This is a genomic window from Frankia sp. CoWAU3 (assembly GCF_977971855.1).
The window spans coordinates 12,758-30,210 of sequence record NZ_CDWWXB010000016.1 but is presented as its reverse complement, the minus strand read 5'-3'; the positions used below and the strand labels follow the sequence as shown (position 1 = coordinate 30,210).

The window sequence follows — 17,453 nt, the reverse complement described above, 5'->3', positions numbered from 1 at the left end:
GGGTCCGGAGGTCGGGCCGCCGGCGGCCTTCGGCCTGCGCCCCGCGATGACGCTGACGACGCACGCCGCGTTGACCAAGCGGGTACCGGCGGGAACCGGCGTCTCCTACGCGCACCGGTACACGACAACACGCGAGACGACGCTCGCCGTGGTGCCGCTGGGCTACGCCGACGGCATCCCCAGGTCCGCGACGAACACCGCGGAGGTGCTGTTCGGCGGGCGGCGCCGACGCATCGCCGGCACGGTCTGCATGGATCAGTTCGTCCTCGACGTGGGTGACGACCAGGTGGCGGCCGGCGACGAGGTGTTGCTCTTCGGCCCCGGTGACCGCGGCGAACCGACCGCGGACCACTGGGCTGCGGCGCTGGGCACCATCAACTACGAGATCGTCAGCCGGGTCGGGGCTCGGGTCCCCCGCCGCTACGTCTGACGGCCCGCCGGGCGGCGCCGGACGAGTCGAAGATGCGGGATGCGGGCTCAGCCGCACCCGCCGGGGCCGCAGGCACCGCCGGAACCGTGACCGCCGGTGGGCGACACGTGGCCGCCGAGCGAGCCGCGCTCCATCCGCCGGCGCACGGGACGGGAGACGGCGGCCTCGCGCTCGGCCTCCTCGAGGCGGGAGCGGGTGGTCAGTGTCAGCATCACCGGCCCGGCCGGCACCGGAGCCGGAGCCGCGGCGCCGGGGCCCTCGGCCGGCTCGGTGTCGTCCGGCACCCCCAGTGCGGCGGCGCGCTCCGGGCCCGTCAGACGACGGCCGGCGCTCGCCGGGATGTCCTTGCTCCTGTGCCACCTCAGCCGCACGATCTCCGCCTCCGGTCCACACCCGCTGATCGATCTGATCCCACTGGATCCGCCCGCTCCCGGCTTCTCGACCCAGCCGATCCAGCCGATCCAGCCGGGGCGGCACTTCCACGGTAGTCGGCCCGCTCCCACCCGGTCCGGTGGACGTCGGTGCTGTGGCCTGCGCCCGGCTTGTCGTCTTCACGACGTTTGTCGTCTTCGCGACGCCCGGTGCCGTCGCGACGCGTCGCACCGGCGTGGATCCGGTGCCGTGGGGCGGGGCTCATCCCCTAGACTCGGCCCGGAGTCGTGACTGGCGCATCGAGGTGGAACTGACCACCGGGGAGCGATCGAGCGGAACGGTGCCGCGCGCCTGGGCACCCCCGGCCGGATCAGACCTGCCGGAGGTCAAGGTGCATCAACCACCGATTCCCCACCTCGCCGTCGCCGATCCCGAACTCGCTGGTCTCGTCGAGGCCGAAGCCACGCGCCAGTTCTCGTCGGTCAGGCTGATCGCGTCGGAGAACTACGTCTCTACCGCGGTGCTGGAGGCGTCCGGCTCCGTGCTGACCAACAAGTACTCCGAGGGCTACGTCGGTCGGCGTTACTACGAGGGCCAGCAGGTCATCGATCCGATCGAGACGCTTGCGGTCGACCGTGCCAAGGCGCTGTTCGGGGTCGAGCACGCCAACGTCCAGCCGTACTCGGGTTCCCCGGCGAACCTCGCCGTCTATCTGGCCTTCGCCGAGCCGGGGGACACCGTGATGGGCCTGTCGCTGCCGATGGGCGGCCATCTGACCCACGGCTGGAGTGTCTCCGCGACCGGCACGTGGTTCCGCAGTGTCCGGTACGGCGTGCGCGCCGACACCGGCCGCATCGACCTGGACGAGGTGCGCGACCTCGCCCTGGCCGAGCGTCCCAGGATTATTTTCTGCGGCGGTACGGCGATCCCTCGGACGATCGACTTCCCGGGGTTCGCCGCGATCGCGCGGGAGGTCGGGGCGGTGCTCGTCGCGGACATCGCGCACATCGCCGGGCTGATCGCGGGTGGGGCACACCCCTCGCCGGTGGGGCACGCCCCGGTGATCTCCACCACCACGCACAAGACGTTGCGCGGCCCGCGCGGGGCGATGCTCCTCTCCGACGCCGAGCATGCCACCGCGATCGACAAGGCGGTGTTCCCGGGCCTGCAGGGCGGGCCGCACAACCACACCACCGCGGCGATCGCCGTCGCACTGCGCGAGGCGGCGGCACCCGCGTTCCGCGACTACGCGCACGCGGTCGTGGCGAACGCCCGCGCGCTGGCCGAGGCCCTGGTGGAGCGGGGCTTCGATCTGGTCACCGGCGGTACCGACAACCATCTGATCCTGATCGACCTGACCGGCAGGGACATCGGTGGCAAGCCCGCGGCCCGGGCGCTCGACCAGGCCGGGATCGAGCTGAACTACAACGCGGTGCCCTTCGACCAGCGCAGGCCCTTCGACCCGTCCGGTATCCGGCTGGGAACCGCCGCCATCACCACCCGTGGTCTGGGGGTCGGTCACATGCCGGTGCTCGCCGGCTGGATCGACGATGTCGTCAAGGCCGCCGTGGTCGGCGACACCGCGACCATTACCCGGGTCCGGGAGCAGGTCACCGAGCTGACCGCAGCCTTCCCGATGCCGGGCTTCGCCTGAGCACGGGATCCGCGCACAGGCCCGGTGAGCTTCCCCGGCCGCGCATCCGACGTCCCCAGGTCCCGGCCGACGCCCCCCACGTCCCGGCCGGGGGGCCCGTCGGCCGGCGTGGCCGGGTGCATCATCGGTGCAGAAGAGGCACCGAGGAGAGGTGGCGCCGATGGCGAAGACCGTGGGTGCGATCGCGGGTTCCCGCACGGCTCGGGCCACGGGATCGCTCGGGGTGGTTGGTGCCGCCGCCGCCGTTGCGGCGGGCCTGGTCGCCGAGCGGCGGATGATCCGCCGTCGGCGTGAGACGGCTGATCTCGCGTCCGACGCGCGGATGGGGCCGATCGGGGGCTGGGTCACCACCGTGATCGCGGGGGACGGTGTTCCGCTGTATATCGAGGAGACCGGCCCGTCGGACGCCCCGGTGACGCTGGTGTTCGTCCACGGGTTCTGCGTCACGGCCGATTCCTGGATCCTGCAGCAGCGGGCGCTGACGGACCTCGGCCGGATGGTCTTCTACGATCAGCGGGCGCATGGGCGTTCCGGGCCGTCCGAGGCCAAGAACTGCACCATCGACGCACTCGCCGACGACCTCTTCCGGGTGATCACCGAGCGGGTCCCCCGGGGGCCGATTATCCTGGTGGGCCATTCGATGGGCGGCATGACGGTGCTGGGCCTGGCCGACACCCACCCGGAACTGTTCGATGACCGCATCGTCGGGGTGGCCCTGCTTGCCACCAGCGCCGGTGAGCTGGCCCGGCTGACCTTCGGGCTGCCGGCGTCGGTGACCGGGGTGGTCCGCCGCGTTCTGCCGGGTTTCGCGGTCGGTATGCGGCACGCGCCGAGCCTGCTCGAACGTGCCTGGCGGCGGGGCAGCGACCTGTCGTGGGAGCTGACGCGGCGCATCGGGTTCGGATCGACGGAACTGCCGCCGTCGGTGGTCTCCTTCCTGGAGACCATGGTCGCGGACACCCCGATCCCGGTCATTGCGGCGTTCCTGCCCACCCTGCTCGACCACGATCGGCTCGCGGCGGCCGAGCGACTGGCGGAGATCCCGACCGTGCTCATCGTCGGGGACGCTGACCTGATGACCCCGCTCGCCCACAGCCGTACCCTGGCGGAGGCGTTGCCCCGGGCGGAGCTCATCGTCGAGGAGGGCGCCGGGCACGCCATCATGTTGGAACGCCCGGACGTGGTGAACGCCGCCATCCGGGAGATTGCACGGCAGGCGACGGCGCCACGTGCCATGCCGCGCCCGCGGTCGGGGTCGGCACAGACAGGTCGGTCGGCACAGACAGGTCGGTCGGCACAGACAGGTCGGTCGGGACGGACCGGTCGGTCGGCACGGTCCGAGGCATTCTCCGTCTCCCCACGCGGGCCCCGGAGCGAGGCGACGACGGAAGGCGTATGAACACGGTCGAGGTATCCACGGCGGAGCGCATGCGGGAGTTCGGGGCCTGGTTGGCTACCCTGCTGCGACCCGGGGACCTGCTCGTGCTCTCCGGCCCGCTCGGCGCGGGCAAGACGGTTCTGGCCCAGGGGATCGCGGCCGGGCTGGGCGTGCGGGAAACGGTCACCTCGCCGACGTTCGTGCTTGCCCGGATCTACCCGGACGGGCGGATTCCCCTCGTGCACGTGGACGCCTACCGGCTCGGTGGAGTCGCCGAGATCGACGATCTCGACCTCGACGCCGACGTCGACACCTCGGTCACCGTGGTCGAGTGGGGTGCCGGTCTCGCGGAACGTCTCACGCCGGATCATTTGGAGATCGTGATCTCCCGGCCACGTGCCGACGAGGTCGGGGAGACTCGGATAGTCCGCCTCGTCCCGTCCGGGGCCAGCTGGATCGAACGGCTGCGCGCACGTGCGCCGGTGAGTTGAGACTCCCCGCATCGACCAGCCGCGCGCGGCGTGACATCGGTGGCCCCATGGTGGTGGGGTGGGTGCCCGCCGTGGTCGGCGAGGCGATCCGTAGTCTGGACGAGTGCTGGTGATGGCTCTTGACACATCCACGGCAGCGTGCTTGGTTGCGCTCGCCGAGCTGACGTCGTCCGACCCCGCGCGGCCGGTGAGTGGGACGGGTGGTGAGCGCGCCGCGCCCGGGGTGCACGTGTGGCCGCGAGCGGTCATGGTCACCGTCGACGCCCGTCGCCACGGGGAGCTGCTGGCGCCGTCGATGCGCGCGGTGCTCGCTGAGGGGGGTGCCCGCCCTACCGATCTCGACGCCGTGGTCGTGGGCGCCGGTCCCGGGCCGTTCACCAGTTTGCGGGTCGGGATGGTGACCGTCGCCGCCTTCGCCGACGCACTAGGCGTGCCGGTGCACGGGGTGTGCTCGCTGGATGCCATCGGTGCCGCCACCGGCGGCTCCGTCGCCGTCGTGACGGATGCCCGTCGGCGCGAGGTCTTCTGGGCCTGTTACCGCGACGGGGTGCGGGTCGGCGATCCGGCCGTTGGCCGTCCGGCCGACGTCGTCCGGTTCCTGCGCGGTCTCGGTGTCGACCGCGTCGTCGGCCCGGGAACGGTGCTCTACCCGGAGATCTTCGCCGAACTCGCCGGTACCACGGCCGATGCCACCGCCGGGGAGGTGCCCGCGCCCGGCGCAGGTCAGCCGGACGACGGCTATCCCCGGCCAGAGCTGCTCGTCGGTCTCGCCGGGGCCGACGTGCTGGCCGGGCGTGCTCCCCAGCCCCTCGTCCCGCTCTACCTGCGGCGGCCGGACGCGACCGAACCGCACACACCGAAGCCGGTCACGGTTTGACGCAGCCGCGACCACACCCCGCCGGTCCGGATGGGCCGGATCTGCTCCTGGTTCCGATGCGCTGGTGGCACGTGGCGATGGTCGCGGAGCTGGAGCAGACGGTATTCGACATCGATCCGTGGACGGCCGAGCTGTTCTGGTCCGAACTCGCGCAGGGCGAGCAGCGGCGGTACCTGACGGCGCTGTGGCGTCCACAGGGCGTCCCGACGCACGACACGTCCGCGATCGTCGGTTATGCGGGGCTGGCGCTCGCCGAGGACGGCGCCTACATCCAGACGATCGGCGTCGTGCCCCGGATGCGCGGGCGGGGGGTGGGCGCCCGTCTGATGATCGCCCTGCTGCGCGACGCCCGGCGGGCGGGTGCCCGCAACTGTGGGCTGGAGGTCCGCACCGACAACCAGGCGGCCCGTGCCCTCTACAGCCGGCTTGGCTTTGTCGACATTGGGCTGCGCCGCGGTTACTACCAGCCTTCCGGTGGAGATGCCTACGTGATGCGGGTCCGGAAGATCGACACCGTTGGTTACGCGGAGCTGCTCGACCGCGCCGAGGCGACGTTGCTCATCACCTCTCGGGTCGAGCCCTGACACCCGCCTGACCCCACCGCCACCAGGCGGTACAGCCCGGCCAGCCGTCCTCTCCTCGTATCCCGCCGGCGTCCCGGCCTGTCTACGGACGGCCGGGCGCGCGACGGGTGGGGCGGACGGCTCAGACGGAGGCGCGTAGCCGAGCCGCGGCCGCCGCCTCCGCCTTGGAGTGCTGGAACAGGTCGATGAACTCGGCCAGCGCCGGATTCACCGGGGCGAGCGTCATCTCGACGCGGATGAACTCGATGTCCGTGGCGCCGAGTGCCGCCAGGATGTGTGCCACGTAGGGCTGCTGGTGATCCCAGCCTTCCTTGGGTGTGCCTGGCCCGTAGGACCCGCCCTGGGCGGTGACCACCGTCACCTTCTTGCCGGTGAGGGCGCTGTCGTCCGGAGCCTGCCGCACCGTGCGTCCCATGACGATGATCTGGTCGATCCACGCCTTGAACGTCGACGGCACCGCGTAGTTGTACATCGGTACCGACAGCAGGTACTCGTCTGCCGCCTCCACCTCGGCGATCAGCTCCTCTCCTTTCTTGACCGCCTCGGCCTGCTCCGCCGAGAGCTGCTCGGGCGGGGTGAACCTCGCCGACACGGTCGCCCAGTCCAGGTGCGGAGGAGGGGTGACAGACAGATCACGATAGGTGATGATCCCGTCTGGGTGCGCCTCGCGCCAGGCCTCGGCGAAGATGGTGGCGATCGATCGGGACGTCGAGCTCTCGGTGGCGAGGCTCGAGTCGACGTGCAGCAGGTGCGGCATCGGGGGAACCCTCCATCATTATTCGATCATCAATATGATCGATCTTCTTTGACGGGAAGATTGGATTCATGGAACATCTTAACAGTAGATTGTCTACTTAAGCACTTATATCGCGGTAGATTATTCCTCTGTGGGCCTGTACCTTGTGAGGGTGAGCGACGCGGCGGTGGCCGCCGGGCTTCCCCCGGGGCCGGAGAGCCTCCCCGACGGCCCGGGGAAGGACCTCGGCTGGCTATTGGGGCAGGTGCGGTACGGCTATGCGGCCGCTTCGGCCGCCGCCGTCGGCCGGGTGCCCGGCGGGCTGCGTGGGCTGCACGTTCTCGGTGCCGCGGTCGAGGGTGAGGCGCGCAACCAGATCGAGGTGGCCCGTCGGTTCGGCATCGACCGGACGGTGATGGTCCGCCTGGTCGATGATCTGGAGCGGGCCGGCCTGGTTGAGCGGCACCCCGATCCCGCGGACCGGCGGGCCCGGATCATCATCGCGACCGAGCACGGGGTCCAGTTGTACCGGGCCAGCCAGGAGGATCGGCTTCTCGTCGATCAGCACGTGCTCTCCCCGCTGACTCCGGCGGAACGGGTGACCTTCATCGATCTGTTGCGGCGTGTCGCTGCCCACATGCTTGCTGTGGACCCCACGCACGGAGCGGCCGCCTGCGACGCCGCCAGGCGGGAGATCGACGCGCGGGACATTGGGATGGCGTGCGCACCGGACGGGACGTGCCCCGGTCAGTCGGCCCCGTCCGACGGGTAGTCCTGTTCCGCTTGGCGGTCCCTTTCCGATGGGTGGTTCGGCCTCTGGGTGGTCCGGCCCTGGCCGGGTGCCGGACCCGGCCCGGACGCGGCAGTGCCGGACACGGCCCGGACGCGGCAGTGCCGGGCCCGGCCGATCAGTGCGGCGGGTGTACCTGCTCGAACTGCCAGGTATGCGGATCGCCGTTCGCCAGCTCGGCCGGTGGCTTCGGCAGCGGACAGCGGGTGTCCCCGGTGGTCTGTGCGGACATGCCCGCATCGGGCGGCGTCCGCAGCATGATGACGACGAGATCCTCGCCCCGTTGGCTGCTGACGTAGACCTCGCCGTCCCGCCCCGCGAGCGCATCGATCGCCCAGTCCCGCAGGCCGCTCGCCCGGCCGGGCGCCGCCTTGGCCTCCCACATCCAGATCATGTCCTCATGGTGCCCCCATGTCCTCATGGTGCTTCCCATGTCCCAGGGTGCTCATGTGCTCATGGGGCCTCCTGGCGCCGGGCGCCGACCGGCGGGAACGGGCCGTCGCGAAGGAGAGCCGGGCCTTGGCCAAGCCCGCTCGGGACGACCCGAATTCCCGCCGTCTTGACAGATCCGACCGTCTTGGTTGACGTCTGCGGCGCGGGTGCTAAGTTGGCACTCGGCACGTGAGAGTGCCAGCGACAACAGGCGCCTGTTCACCCGCGACGGCAGGCCGCCAGGGTCGCTCTCTCATCCAGCGCAGGAAGGGGGAGGTCGATCGTGACGACCGCCACCAAGGTTGCTATCAAGCCGCTCGAGGACCGCATCGTCGTGCAGCCCTCCGATGCGGAGCAGACCACCGCGTCCGGGATCGTGATTCCGGACACGGCGAAGGAGAAGCCCCAGGAGGGCATCGTTCTCGCGGTCGGCCCGGGTCGGTTCGAGGACGGCAAGCGCGTCCCGCTCGACGTCAAGGTCGGCGACGTGGTGCTTTACAGCAAGTACGGCGGCACCGAGGTCAAGTACTCGGGCGAGGAGTACCTTGTGCTCTCCGCTCGCGACGTCCTCGCGATCATCGAGAAGTAGGTCGCTCGCCGGTAGCACCAAGGGGTGCGTCCCGCTGGCGGCCGCCCGGTTTCCGCCGGGCTCGCCGGCGGGGCGCGCTCCTGCTGTTTTTCACCGGTGTTCGGTGTCGGGAGGACAACCAGGTATGCCGAAGATTCTGACGTTCAACGAGGACGCCCGCCGCGCGCTCGAGCACGGGGTGAACGCCCTGGCCAACGCGGTCAAGGTGACGATCGGCCCGCGTGGTCGCAACGTCGTCATCGACAAGCACTACGGCGCCGCGACGATCACCAATGACGGGGTGACGATCGCGCGCGAGATCGAGCTGGAGGACCCCTACGAGAACCTGGGCGCCCAGCTCGCGAAGGAAGTCGCCACCAAGACCAACGACGTGGCTGGCGACGGCACCACGACGGCGACCGTGCTAGCCCAGGAGATGGTGCGCTTCGGTCTCAAGCAGGTGACCGCGGGGGCCGCCCCACTGACGCTGAAGCTGGGCATCGAGGCCGCCGTCGAGGCCGTCTCCGCGGCACTGCTGAAGCAGGCCATCGAGGTCAACTCGAAGGAGACCATCGCCCAGGTCGCCGCCATCTCCGCTCAGGACCCGCAGGTCGGGGAACTGATCGCCGAGGCGATCGACAAGATCGGCAAGGACGGCGTCATCACGGTCGAGGAGAGCCAGACCCTCGGGCTGGACCTTGAACTGACCGAGGGCATGCAGTTCGACAAGGGCTACATCTCGCCGTACTTCGTCACGGACGCCGAGGCCCAGGAGGCCGTGCTCGAGGACGCCTACGTCCTGCTCTACCCGGGCAAGATCTCGGCGCTGAACGAGATCCTGCCCGTGCTGGAGCAGGTCGTCCAGGAGCGCAAGCCGCTACTGATCATCGCCGAGGAGGTCGAGGGCGAGGCCCTGTCCACCCTGGTGGTGAACTCGATCCGCAAGACCTTCCAGGTCGTCGCGGTCAAGGCTCCCGGGTTCGGGGACCGCCGCAAGGCACTGCTGCAGGACATCGCCGTGCTCACCGGCGGCCAGGTGGTGGCCTCGGAGGTCGGTCTCTCCCTCGACGCGGTGACGTTGGCCGACCTGGGCCGGGCCCGGCGGGTCGTGGTGGACAAGGACAACACCACCATCGTTGACGGGGTTGGCGAGGCCTCCTCGATCGCCGATCGGGTGCGTCAGCTCAAGCAGGAGATCGAGGTCAGCGACTCCGACTGGGACCGCGAGAAGCTGCAGGAGCGGTTGGCCAAGCTCTCCGGTGGGGTCGCGGTCATCCGCGTCGGCGCCGCCACCGAGGTGGAGCTCAAGGAGAAGAAGCACCGCCTCGAAGACGCCGTGTCGGCTACCCGCGCGGCCATCGAGGAGGGCATCATCGCCGGCGGCGGTTCCGCGCTCACCCACGTGGCGTCCGTGCTCGATGACGGGCTCGGTCGCACCGGGGACGAGCTCGCCGGGGTGCGGATCGTGCGCTGCGCGCTCGACGCCCCGCTGTCGTGGATCGCGCGCAACGCTGGCCTGGAGGGCGCGGTCATCGTCTCCAAGGTCAAGGAGCTCGAGCCGGGTCGTGGGTACAACGCGGCCACCGGCGAGTACACCGATCTGATCGCGGCCGGCGTCATCGACCCGGTCAAGGTCACCCGGTCGGCGGTGGCGAACGCCGCCTCGATCGCGGCTCTGCTCATCACCACCGAGGGCCTGGTCGTCGAGAAGCCGGCGGAGCCCGCTCCCCAGGACGGCCACGGCCACGGCCACGGGCACAGCCACCCGCAGGGTCCGGGTTTCTGACCGGATTGGCGTCGTGGGGCCCCGCCGGGTGCGGCCCGGTCCCCGGGCCCCGGTACGTCCGGAGCCCGGTCGGTCCTCGAGGATCGACCGGGCTCCGGCGCGTTGGGCCGTCGGCGCGTTGGGTCGCTGCCGGGTCACTCACCCGTCGTGGGTGATCCAGGAGACCAGGACCGGATATCCCGACCCGTCCGCCTATCGGCACCCGGCGGCCCTCCTTCAGCAGGCCGGTGCGAGTCCGGGGCGGGCCGGGGTACGTCTCGCGGCCCCCCGCCGGGAGCGGCCGGTGAGGATCGCATCCCGTTCGGACTCGCTCAGCCCGCCCCATACGCCATAGGGCTCCCGGGCGGTCAGCGCGTACTCACCGCAGTCGCGGATGACCGGGCAGCGGGCGCAGACTGCCTTGGCCGCGGCCTCACGGGCGGCTCTGGCCGGCCCCCGTTCGCCCTCCGGGTGGAAGAAGAGCTCCGTGCTCTCACCACGGCACGCCCCGTGCAGCTGCCATTCCCACTTTTCCGCGCCGGGGCCTGGAAGTCGTCGGACGTCGGTCATCGGTCTGAGCCCCCTTTCGACCTGAGCGGCAAGCGCCGCCGCTTCACCGTAGTACTGGGCCACCCTCTGGATGATCTTGAAATTTCACCCGGGTGAGCCTGCGTCACGGGTCGTTCCGCCCGGCCGCTACACGGTCGGGAAGTCCCTGGATGTCCAGGGATCTCAGGCGGATCAGGGTCCGAGTCGGCCGCGGGACTCCCGGCCGGCGCCGTGTTCCGTCATGGCCGACCGACCGCGCCGGATCCGCAGGTCCGGCGGAACTTCTGTTGACGGTCGAACGCCTACCCCGGTGGTCGGCTGGTCACACGGCCTGAGCGGGAATTAGCGTGGCCACCGCCGGCCGCGCTCTGCCGGCGCGCGGCATCCACCCCGGCCGAGGTCATCCCCGGCACGCGGGATCTACCCGGCCGGGTGTCCGGCCAGGCGGCGACGCGGGGCCGCCTCAGCGCGAGTCCGCCTCCGAGGCGGCGGACGCCTCGTAGATCCCGTCGGCGAAGCCGCGGGCGTACTCCCAGCTGACGTAGCACGACGGGTCCGGCGCGAACGCCGGCTCGTGGACTCTCGTCCGCCCCTCGTTGAGAAGGTTGCGCAGGTTGCCGACCAGCAGGTCCCAGTCGAAGAAGTGGGGCTCGGCGCAGCCCTCGCAGTCGACGACAAGGCCGCGGTAGCCGCGCGGCTCGAGCAGCGTGCGGAAGACGTCGAGGTCCCCCAGCTCGGCGAGGACTTCCTCCCGCTCGTGCAAGGACAGCGGTTCGAGCAGGTCGAGGTCGTCAACGGAGTCGAGGCGCGCGAGCTCGACAGCCGGATCCTCGGGGTCGCCCGCGAAGGGGTCGACAGGCTCGTCGCTCACGACGACCACGCTACGCTTGCCCGGACTGCTTAGTGGTCCCGATCCGGAGTCTCGGCACCGATGTGCGGCCCTCTGGACATGGTCCGTCGTGGTCGGTCCGCTGTTCTGCCGGGCGCGCGGGTCCGGATCAGGCAGGTTGGACGGTGCTGTGGTATAGGAAGATGTCATCCATGGCGATGTCGGTCACGCCGGAACCGCCGACAGGTGCCGGTGACCTCTACGATGGAGTCCGTGCCGCCGCTCGGTGCCCGATTCTGGTAGCCCAGTTCTGGTAACCCGGTTCTGGTAGTAGGTAGAATTTTCCGCCGTTGCGCGTGGCCCGTCACTCCAAGACGGCGGGCGGGCTCGTGCCGCGGCGTCGCTCTGGGTCCGCGGCCTCGGTCAACGCGGAATGGAAGGTGCCATGAACGGTCCCCTCGCCACCGATTTCACGTTGCCGGCCGGGGTGGGCACCCACGTCGGCGCGCGTCCCGACCTGCTGGGAGCCGAGGCCGCCGCGGTACCGCCGAAGCTGGCGATGCTCGGGCTGACCTTCGACGACGTGCTGCTGCTTCCGGCTGCCTCCGATCTGGTACCGGCGGAGGCGGACACGACGACCCGCCTGTCGCGGAACATCGGTCTCGCCGTGCCATTGGTGTCGTCGGCCATGGACACGGTGACCGAGGCCCGCATGGCCATCGCGATGGCGCGCCAGGGCGGTGTCGGGGTGTTGCACCGCAACCTCTCGATCGACGAACAGGCGCAGCAGGTCGACATGGTGAAGCGTTCCGAGTCCGGGATGATCACCGCGCCGGTGACCTGCGGGCCCGGCGCCACCCTGGAGGACGCGAACGTCCTCATGGCGCGGTACCGGATCTCGGGTGTCCCGGTGACGGAATCCGACGGCCAGCTGGTCGGCATCGTGACGAACCGGGACATCCGCTTCGAGCGGGACTACTCGCGTCGAGTGCAGGACGTCATGACCCCGATGCCGCTGATCACCGCACCGGTGGGCGTCTCGCCGGAGGACGCGCTCGCCCTGCTCCGCCGCCACAAGGTCGAGAAGCTGCCGATCGTGGACGAGCGTGACCGGTTGCGCGGTCTGATCACCGTCAAGGACTTCACCAAACGGGAGCAGTACCCGCACGCCACCAAGGACACCGACGGCCGGCTGATGGTCGGCGCCGCCGTCGGCGTGGGGGAGGATGCCTACAAGCGCGCCCAGGTCCTCGTCGCAGCCGGGGTCGACTTCCTCGTCGTGGACACCGCGCACGGGCATCATCGAGCCGTGCCCGACGTGGTGCGCCGGATCAAGACCGACATGCCGACCGGGGTGGACGGCCGGCCGCTCGACGTGATCGGTGGCAACGTGGCGACCGGGGCCGGCGCGGCGGCGCTGATCGCGGCCGGGGCGGACGCCATCAAGGTCGGGGTCGGACCCGGCTCGATCTGTACCACCCGGGTGGTGAGTGGCGTCGGCGTCCCCCAGGTCACGGCCATCTACGAGGCATCGCGCATCGCCCGGGAGCACGGTGTGCCGGTGATCGGCGACGGCGGCCTGCAGTACTCGGGTGACATCGCGAAGGCCATCGCCGTCGGCGCCGACACGGTCATGCTGGGCAGCCTGCTGGCCGGTGTCGACGAGAGCCCGGGAGAGTTGATCTTCATCAACGGCAAGCAGTACAAGGCTTACCGGGGTATGGGCTCACTCGGCGCCATGCGTAGCCGCGGCGGCGCGCGGTCGTACTCGAAGGATCGGTACTTCCAGGACGACGTGCTCTCCGATGACAAGCTGGTTCCCGAGGGCGTCGAGGGCCAGGTGCCCTACCGGGGTCCGCTGGCGGCCGTGGCCCATCAGCTGGTCGGCGGTCTGCGGGCGGCGATGGGCTACACCGGCTCGCCCACCATCCGGCGGATGCAGGACGAGGCGCAGCTGATCCGTATTACCTCGGCGGGGCTGATCGAGAGCCACCCCCACGACATCCAGATGACCGTCGAGGCGCCGAACTACAACTCCGCGCGCTGACGCCGTCGCGTCGCGCGACCGACCAGGCCGTCGCCGGGCCGTCCCCAGGCCGGTGACGGCCGTCGTGTCTCGGGCGCGGTCACCTCGGCAGGGTGGGACGAGCCGGTGGCCACCCGATCGGATGGTCACCGGGATGTTCGGTCAGTCGTGGAGCAGATACGTCAGTTTTCCGGTCGGCACGAGCCCGCCGGCCCAATCAGGAGGCGCCAGCAGTGGCAGAGGTCGAGATCGGCATCGGCAAGAGCGCGCGGATCGCGTATGGTCTCGACGCCGTCGGCATCATTCCGTCCCGTCGGACCCGTGACCCGGCGGACGTCTCGCTCGCCTGGGAGATCGACGCCTACCGGTTCGACCTGCCGCTGGTGGCCGCTCCGGCCGACGCGGTGACCTCACCCGCGTCGGTGATCGCGCTCGGCCGGCTCGGTGGTCTCGGTGTTCTGCACATCGAGGGGCTATGGACCCGGTACGAGGAGCCGGAGAACCACATCGCCGAGCTCAGCAAGATCGGGGCCGCCCAGGGCCCGGACGCGGCGACCGAGCGGCTGCGCGCGTTGTACTCCGCGCCGGTCCAGCCGGGGCTGATCGCGCAGCGTCTCACCGAGCTTCGGGACGCGGGGGTGGTCGTGGCCGCGGCGCTGCGTCCGCAGAAGGTCAGGGCCCTGTGCCCGCACGTGCTGGCCGCCGGGATCGATCTGCTCGTCATCCACGGTACGGCGGTCTCGGCGGAGCATCAGTCCCGCCGCAGCGAGCCGCTCAACCTCAAACGGTTCATCGGCCAGCTGGACATCCCGGTGCTGGTCGGCGGGTGCGCGTCGTTCTCCACCGCACTGCACCTCATGCGCACCGGGGCGGCCGGTGTCATCGTGGGCGTCGGGTCCGGCTTCGGTGACCGCACCCGGGACGAGCTCGGGGTCGGCGTGCCGCTCGCCACCGCGATCGCGGATGCGGCCGGTGCGCGCATGCGTTATCTCGACGAGTCGGGCGGCCGCTACGTCCACGTCGTCGTGCATGGTGATCTTCGGACTGGCGGCGACGTCGCGAAGGCGGTGGCCTGCGGCGCGGACGCGGTCATGGTGGACGCGGCGCTCGCGGCTGCACGGGAGGCCCCGGGCCAGGGCGGGGTCTGGCCGATGGACGTGCTGCACTCCGACCTGCCGCGGGGACGCTGGTCGCCGGTGACCCCGACCGGGACGCTCGCGCAGATCGTGACCGGTCCGGGCACGGCGACCAGAACAGGTGTCCTCAACCTGGCCGGCGGTCTGCGTACGGCAATGGCGACGACGGGATACGCAACTTTGAAGGAGTTCCAGAAGGCGGAGATCATGGTGACCGCCGGTCCGTGACCGACGATGCACGTCATGCGTGGTCGTCGGGCGTCCCGCGAGGCGGTAGCCGTCGCGTGAGGTGTCGCTCGCTGATGCGCGAGCTCGACGGATGTGCCCATGGTGTGTCACCACCGGCGGTACCCGGTCGATCCGGCCTCTTACCCGACATGGCACCCTGGAAGCGGTCCGTCTCCGGCATGAAGGACGACAGATGCGCCTCGACGAGCACGGCCGTTGGGTCAGCGACGACGGTGCCTACGTCTGGGACGAGGCTGCCCAGACCTGGCAGCCGTCATCGGCAGCGCCGCCGGCTGGTTCGTCGGCCTCGGCGCGCTTCGGCAACCATCCCGGTGGGCCCGCCTTCGGTGCCGGTCCGGCCGGGAAGCCCGGGTCCGGTCGGGCCGGGTCCGAGGTAGGAACGCAGGGCGGTTCGTTTGGTGGGCCGCCCGGTGCTGCCGGCTCGTCGCCCGGTGCCGGGCCCGGTGCCGGACCCGGTGCCGTGGAAGCGGCTCCGGCACCGCCGAGTTGGGGCGGGGCGCTCACCGATCCACCCCGCACCATGGGCGGGGTGGTGGCCACGCCGTCAGAGCCGGACGCGCGGGGGCTGGCACCCTACGGCCCCGCCGGCCAGCGCGGCCAGTGGGGGGAACCGGCTGCGGACGTCATTGCACCGCACGGGCCGTCGGAGTGGGGCGATCTGACCGGTCCGGCCCGCCGCGCGGGTGCGGCGGATCCCGCCGATCCGGTGGCTGCCTCCGCCGGGCCGGCCGCGGCGCAGACGACCTGGGGCGACGGCGACTCGACCGGCGAGATCCGGCGTGTCGGGGGCCTGGCGGCGACGTACGCCCCGTCCGCCGGCGGTGCGGCGGACGGCACATCGCGGTGGGACGACGATCCGGACGACGAGCCGGGGCCGTACGCCGGGTCGTTCGACGAGCACGACAGTGGATGGGCACCGTCCGGGCCCATCTCCCGGCGCGGGGCGACGGCTCGGCGTGAATCGACGGCTCGGCGCGGGGCGACGGCTCGGCGCGACGAGGCCGGCGGGCTGCCGGCACGGGTCACCGCGTTCGTCCAGCGCGTGCGCGACCGTCCGCCGTTGCTGATCGGCGCCGCCGTCGTTCTCGTCTGCCTCGGGCTCGGCGTCATCGGATTCCTCGCCCTCGGCGGCGGTGGATCGGACTCCGGGACCGCGACCGGCCCGGCCGCGGCGGAGAAGGGCCGTTACTCCCCGGAGGTCCGTCAGGCATATCTCAGCTCGTGCCTTGACGTCAGCAACGGTAACGAAGGCTATTGCACCTGCACGCTGGAGAAGTTGGAAGCCGGCTACACCCAGGAGGAGTACCAGCGGTTCAGTGACAACGTCCAGTCCGAGTCGTCGCAGCGCATCGTGCGGGAGATCTATGCCGCCTGCCGTGACAAGCGATGACGAATACCAGTGTACAGTGGACTGATAGAACTATTGTCAGATGCCTGGATGAGCTACGGGACGACGGACGAGAGTGCTATTGCTTTTTCGTCGGTGATGTGATAGGACGTCCTTCGCGCATCGGTGGGCGGTCATGGCGGTGCGATTCTCTGGGACACATCCCGAGACCGCCCCTCCCGGAGCGAGGCTGCTCCACGTGCATTCGTCCGGCTGGGCGGGGGACCCGGCGGCGTGACCAGATCACACATTTACCCGACGCACGTCCACACGATGACTGCCCGCATCGTGCTGACCAGGGGGGCAGGAGATGCCGCCCTATGATCAAATACAGCGGTTCAGCGGCCATGATGCCTGAAGCTGGGATAACGTCGCCGACGCCCGGCGCCCGCACCCGGAGGCGGGTGATAGTTCTGTGACGAACTATGACACCGACCGCAACGGTGCCACGGGGCGCCCGGCTGCTTCCCGTCGTGACGACGATTTCTTCGCGGTGGAGCGGGTGGGCGAGCAGGCAGCCCGTCCTGTCTCCCGTGAGCCCGCGCCCACATCCTGGGATCCAAACCCCTGGTCCCGGCGTGAGCCTGCGCCGGGACCGCGACCAGCCATGCCGCCGGCAGGCGGCGGTGCGCGTCCCGCCGATCCCTTCGACGTGACCACCACCTGGGACGGTCCGGCGCCGGGACCCGCCGGTGGACGCCCGCCGGGCATCTCGGTGACCCCCCCCGCTCCCGCGGGCCCGTCCACCCCGGCGGGGTCATCCGCCGCTCCGGTGGCTTCTCCTGCTCCTCCTGTTCCCAGGGGTCCTTGGGTTTCCGCCGGTCCGCCGCCGGCTGCGTCCCGGCCGACGTCCTACCTCCCCTCGGCCTTCCCGCCACCGTCCGCGGTGTCCAGGACGGCTACGACGCCGTCCGACCTGCAGGTGGGCGGACCCGGTCAGGAGGCCTACCCGGTCCCGACCGGTCCGCCGTCGGGACTGGTGCACATGGGCCGTTCCCCACGGGCCGGCGAGGCGGCGGGAACCACCTCCGGGACGAGACCGGGGGGTGGGGCTTCCGCGGACCCGTTCACCGGTGGGTTTCCGATCTCCGCCCGACCGGTTCCTGCGCTGCCGTCCCGGGCCGTTCCGACGCCGCCGGCGGACCTCAGGGGAGTTCCGGGCCAGCCGGGCACCCCGAGCCGGGTCACCGGCCCGGCCTT

The 17,453-nt window shown here is 71.0% G+C and carries 18 protein-coding genes and 1 riboswitch; of the genes, 12 read left to right on the top strand and 6 right to left on the bottom strand.

Going from position 1 to position 17,453, the window contains the following annotated elements:
* Positions 1-430: alanine racemase (locus AC08ON_RS03420; protein WP_476616429.1), on the top strand; the 430-nt coding region annotated here is incomplete at its 5' end.
* Between the two features lie 47 nt (positions 431-477).
* Here the strand turns inward: AC08ON_RS03420 and AC08ON_RS03415 are convergent.
* Positions 478-801 carry a hypothetical protein gene (locus AC08ON_RS03415; protein WP_011435076.1) on the bottom strand — a complete coding sequence of 108 codons (324 nt, stop codon included), beginning with the start codon at positions 799-801 and terminating at the stop codon, positions 478-480.
* A 278-nt stretch (positions 802-1,079) separates the two neighbouring features.
* Positions 1,080-1,166, top strand: a riboswitch (ZMP/ZTP riboswitch).
* Positions 1,167-1,193: 27 nt separating this feature from the next.
* On the opposite strand from AC08ON_RS03415, the gene AC08ON_RS03410 reads away from it, so the two are divergent.
* The 5 genes from AC08ON_RS03410 to rimI all read left to right on the top strand — a co-directional run bounded on the left by AC08ON_RS03410 (position 1,194) and on the right by rimI (position 5,786).
* Complete coding sequence (locus AC08ON_RS03410) at positions 1,194-2,456, top strand: serine hydroxymethyltransferase (RefSeq protein WP_476605981.1); 1,263 nt, start codon at positions 1,194-1,196, stop codon at positions 2,454-2,456.
* A gap of 160 nt (positions 2,457-2,616) precedes the next feature.
* The gene (locus AC08ON_RS03405) at positions 2,617-3,855 is read left to right on the top strand and encodes an alpha/beta fold hydrolase (protein ID WP_476616428.1); all 1,239 of its coding nucleotides are present in this window, start codon (positions 2,617-2,619) and stop codon (positions 3,853-3,855) included.
* On the top strand, positions 3,852-4,325 hold the full coding sequence (gene tsaE / locus AC08ON_RS03400) for a tRNA (adenosine(37)-N6)-threonylcarbamoyltransferase complex ATPase subunit type 1 TsaE (RefSeq protein WP_476605964.1): 474 nt from the start codon (positions 3,852-3,854) through the stop codon (positions 4,323-4,325). The genes AC08ON_RS03405 and tsaE overlap by 4 nt, the downstream gene beginning before the upstream one ends.
* Before the next feature lie 112 nt (positions 4,326-4,437).
* On the top strand, positions 4,438-5,202 hold the full coding sequence (gene tsaB, locus AC08ON_RS03395; protein ID WP_476605965.1) for a tRNA (adenosine(37)-N6)-threonylcarbamoyltransferase complex dimerization subunit type 1 TsaB: 765 nt from the start codon (positions 4,438-4,440) through the stop codon (positions 5,200-5,202).
* The gene (rimI, locus tag AC08ON_RS03390) at positions 5,199-5,786 is read left to right on the top strand and encodes a ribosomal protein S18-alanine N-acetyltransferase (protein WP_476616427.1); all 588 of its coding nucleotides are present in this window, start codon (positions 5,199-5,201) and stop codon (positions 5,784-5,786) included. Before tsaB ends, rimI begins: the two co-directional genes overlap by 4 nt.
* 121 nt (positions 5,787-5,907) lie before the next feature.
* On the opposite strand, the gene AC08ON_RS03385 is transcribed toward rimI, so the two are convergent.
* The gene (locus AC08ON_RS03385) at positions 5,908-6,543 is read right to left on the bottom strand and encodes an FMN-dependent NADH-azoreductase (protein WP_476605967.1); all 636 of its coding nucleotides are present in this window, start codon (positions 6,541-6,543) and stop codon (positions 5,908-5,910) included.
* A 130-nt stretch (positions 6,544-6,673) separates the two neighbouring features.
* Here AC08ON_RS03385 and AC08ON_RS03380 point away from each other — a divergent pair, with 130 nt between their 5' ends.
* Complete coding sequence (locus AC08ON_RS03380; protein WP_476616426.1) at positions 6,674-7,294, top strand: MarR family winged helix-turn-helix transcriptional regulator; 621 nt, start codon at positions 6,674-6,676, stop codon at positions 7,292-7,294.
* A 136-nt stretch (positions 7,295-7,430) separates the two neighbouring features.
* On the opposite strand, the gene AC08ON_RS03375 is transcribed toward AC08ON_RS03380, so the two are convergent.
* Positions 7,431-7,733, bottom strand: a complete 303-nt coding sequence (locus AC08ON_RS03375) for a hypothetical protein (protein ID WP_476605969.1) — start codon at positions 7,731-7,733, stop codon at positions 7,431-7,433.
* A gap of 294 nt (positions 7,734-8,027) precedes the next feature.
* Between AC08ON_RS03375 and groES the strand changes: the two genes are divergently transcribed.
* Both groES and groL read left to right on the top strand, forming a co-directional pair.
* A complete protein-coding gene (gene groES, locus AC08ON_RS03370; protein WP_011435085.1) occupies positions 8,028-8,333 on the top strand; it encodes a co-chaperone GroES in 306 nt (101 codons plus the stop codon).
* A 124-nt stretch (positions 8,334-8,457) separates the two neighbouring features.
* Positions 8,458-10,098 (top strand): chaperonin GroEL, encoded by a 1,641-nt coding sequence (gene groL, locus AC08ON_RS03365; protein ID WP_476605970.1) that lies wholly within the window; start codon positions 8,458-8,460, stop codon positions 10,096-10,098.
* A 216-nt stretch (positions 10,099-10,314) separates the two neighbouring features.
* Here groL and AC08ON_RS03360 read toward each other — a convergent pair whose 3' ends face one another.
* Positions 10,315-10,647 carry a WhiB family transcriptional regulator gene (locus AC08ON_RS03360; RefSeq protein ID WP_011435087.1) on the bottom strand — a complete coding sequence of 111 codons (333 nt, stop codon included), beginning with the start codon at positions 10,645-10,647 and terminating at the stop codon, positions 10,315-10,317.
* 442 nt (positions 10,648-11,089) lie between these two features.
* Entirely contained in the window at positions 11,090-11,506 is a 417-nt protein-coding gene (locus AC08ON_RS03355; protein WP_476605971.1) for a DUF5319 domain-containing protein, read from the bottom strand.
* Positions 11,507-11,900: 394 nt separating this feature from the next.
* Between AC08ON_RS03355 and guaB the strand changes: the two genes are divergently transcribed.
* The 3 genes from guaB (at position 11,901) to AC08ON_RS03340 (ending at position 16,256) form a co-directional block, all read left to right on the top strand.
* Positions 11,901-13,502, top strand: coding sequence for an IMP dehydrogenase (guaB, locus tag AC08ON_RS03350; RefSeq protein ID WP_476605972.1), 1,602 nt, complete (start codon positions 11,901-11,903; stop codon positions 13,500-13,502).
* 212 nt (positions 13,503-13,714) lie between these two features.
* Positions 13,715-14,845: a GuaB3 family IMP dehydrogenase-related protein gene (locus tag AC08ON_RS03345; protein WP_476605973.1), complete on the top strand. Its 1,131-nt coding sequence runs from the start codon at positions 13,715-13,717 to the stop codon at positions 14,843-14,845.
* Positions 14,846-15,038: 193 nt separating this feature from the next.
* Complete coding sequence (locus AC08ON_RS03340) at positions 15,039-16,256, top strand: hypothetical protein (RefSeq protein WP_476616425.1); 1,218 nt, start codon at positions 15,039-15,041, stop codon at positions 16,254-16,256.
* A 942-nt stretch (positions 16,257-17,198) separates the two neighbouring features.
* On the opposite strand, the gene AC08ON_RS03335 is transcribed toward AC08ON_RS03340, so the two are convergent.
* Positions 17,199-17,453: hypothetical protein (locus AC08ON_RS03335; RefSeq protein ID WP_476616424.1), on the bottom strand; the 255-nt coding region annotated here is incomplete at its 5' end.

Bases quoted from the DNA above. Each gene is read 5' to 3' on its own strand.
- guaB (WP_476605972.1), top strand. From the start codon at position 11,901: ATGAACGGTCCCCTCGCCACCGATTTCACGTTGCCGGCCGGGGTGGGC.
- AC08ON_RS03405 (WP_476616428.1), top strand. From the start codon at position 2,617: ATGGCGAAGACCGTGGGTGCGATCGCGGGTTCCCGCACGGCTCGGGCC.
- AC08ON_RS03375 (WP_476605969.1), bottom strand. From the start codon at position 7,733: ATGAGGACATGGGGGCACCATGAGGACATGATCTGGATGTGGGAGGCC.
- tsaB (WP_476605965.1), top strand. From the start codon at position 4,438: ATGGCTCTTGACACATCCACGGCAGCGTGCTTGGTTGCGCTCGCCGAG.
- AC08ON_RS03360 (WP_011435087.1), bottom strand. From the start codon at position 10,647: ATGACCGACGTCCGACGACTTCCAGGCCCCGGCGCGGAAAAGTGGGAA.
- tsaE (WP_476605964.1), top strand. From the start codon at position 3,852: ATGAACACGGTCGAGGTATCCACGGCGGAGCGCATGCGGGAGTTCGGG.
- AC08ON_RS03340 (WP_476616425.1), top strand. From the start codon at position 15,039: ATGCGCCTCGACGAGCACGGCCGTTGGGTCAGCGACGACGGTGCCTAC.
- groL (WP_476605970.1), top strand. From the start codon at position 8,458: ATGCCGAAGATTCTGACGTTCAACGAGGACGCCCGCCGCGCGCTCGAG.
- AC08ON_RS03385 (WP_476605967.1), bottom strand. From the start codon at position 6,543: ATGCCGCACCTGCTGCACGTCGACTCGAGCCTCGCCACCGAGAGCTCG.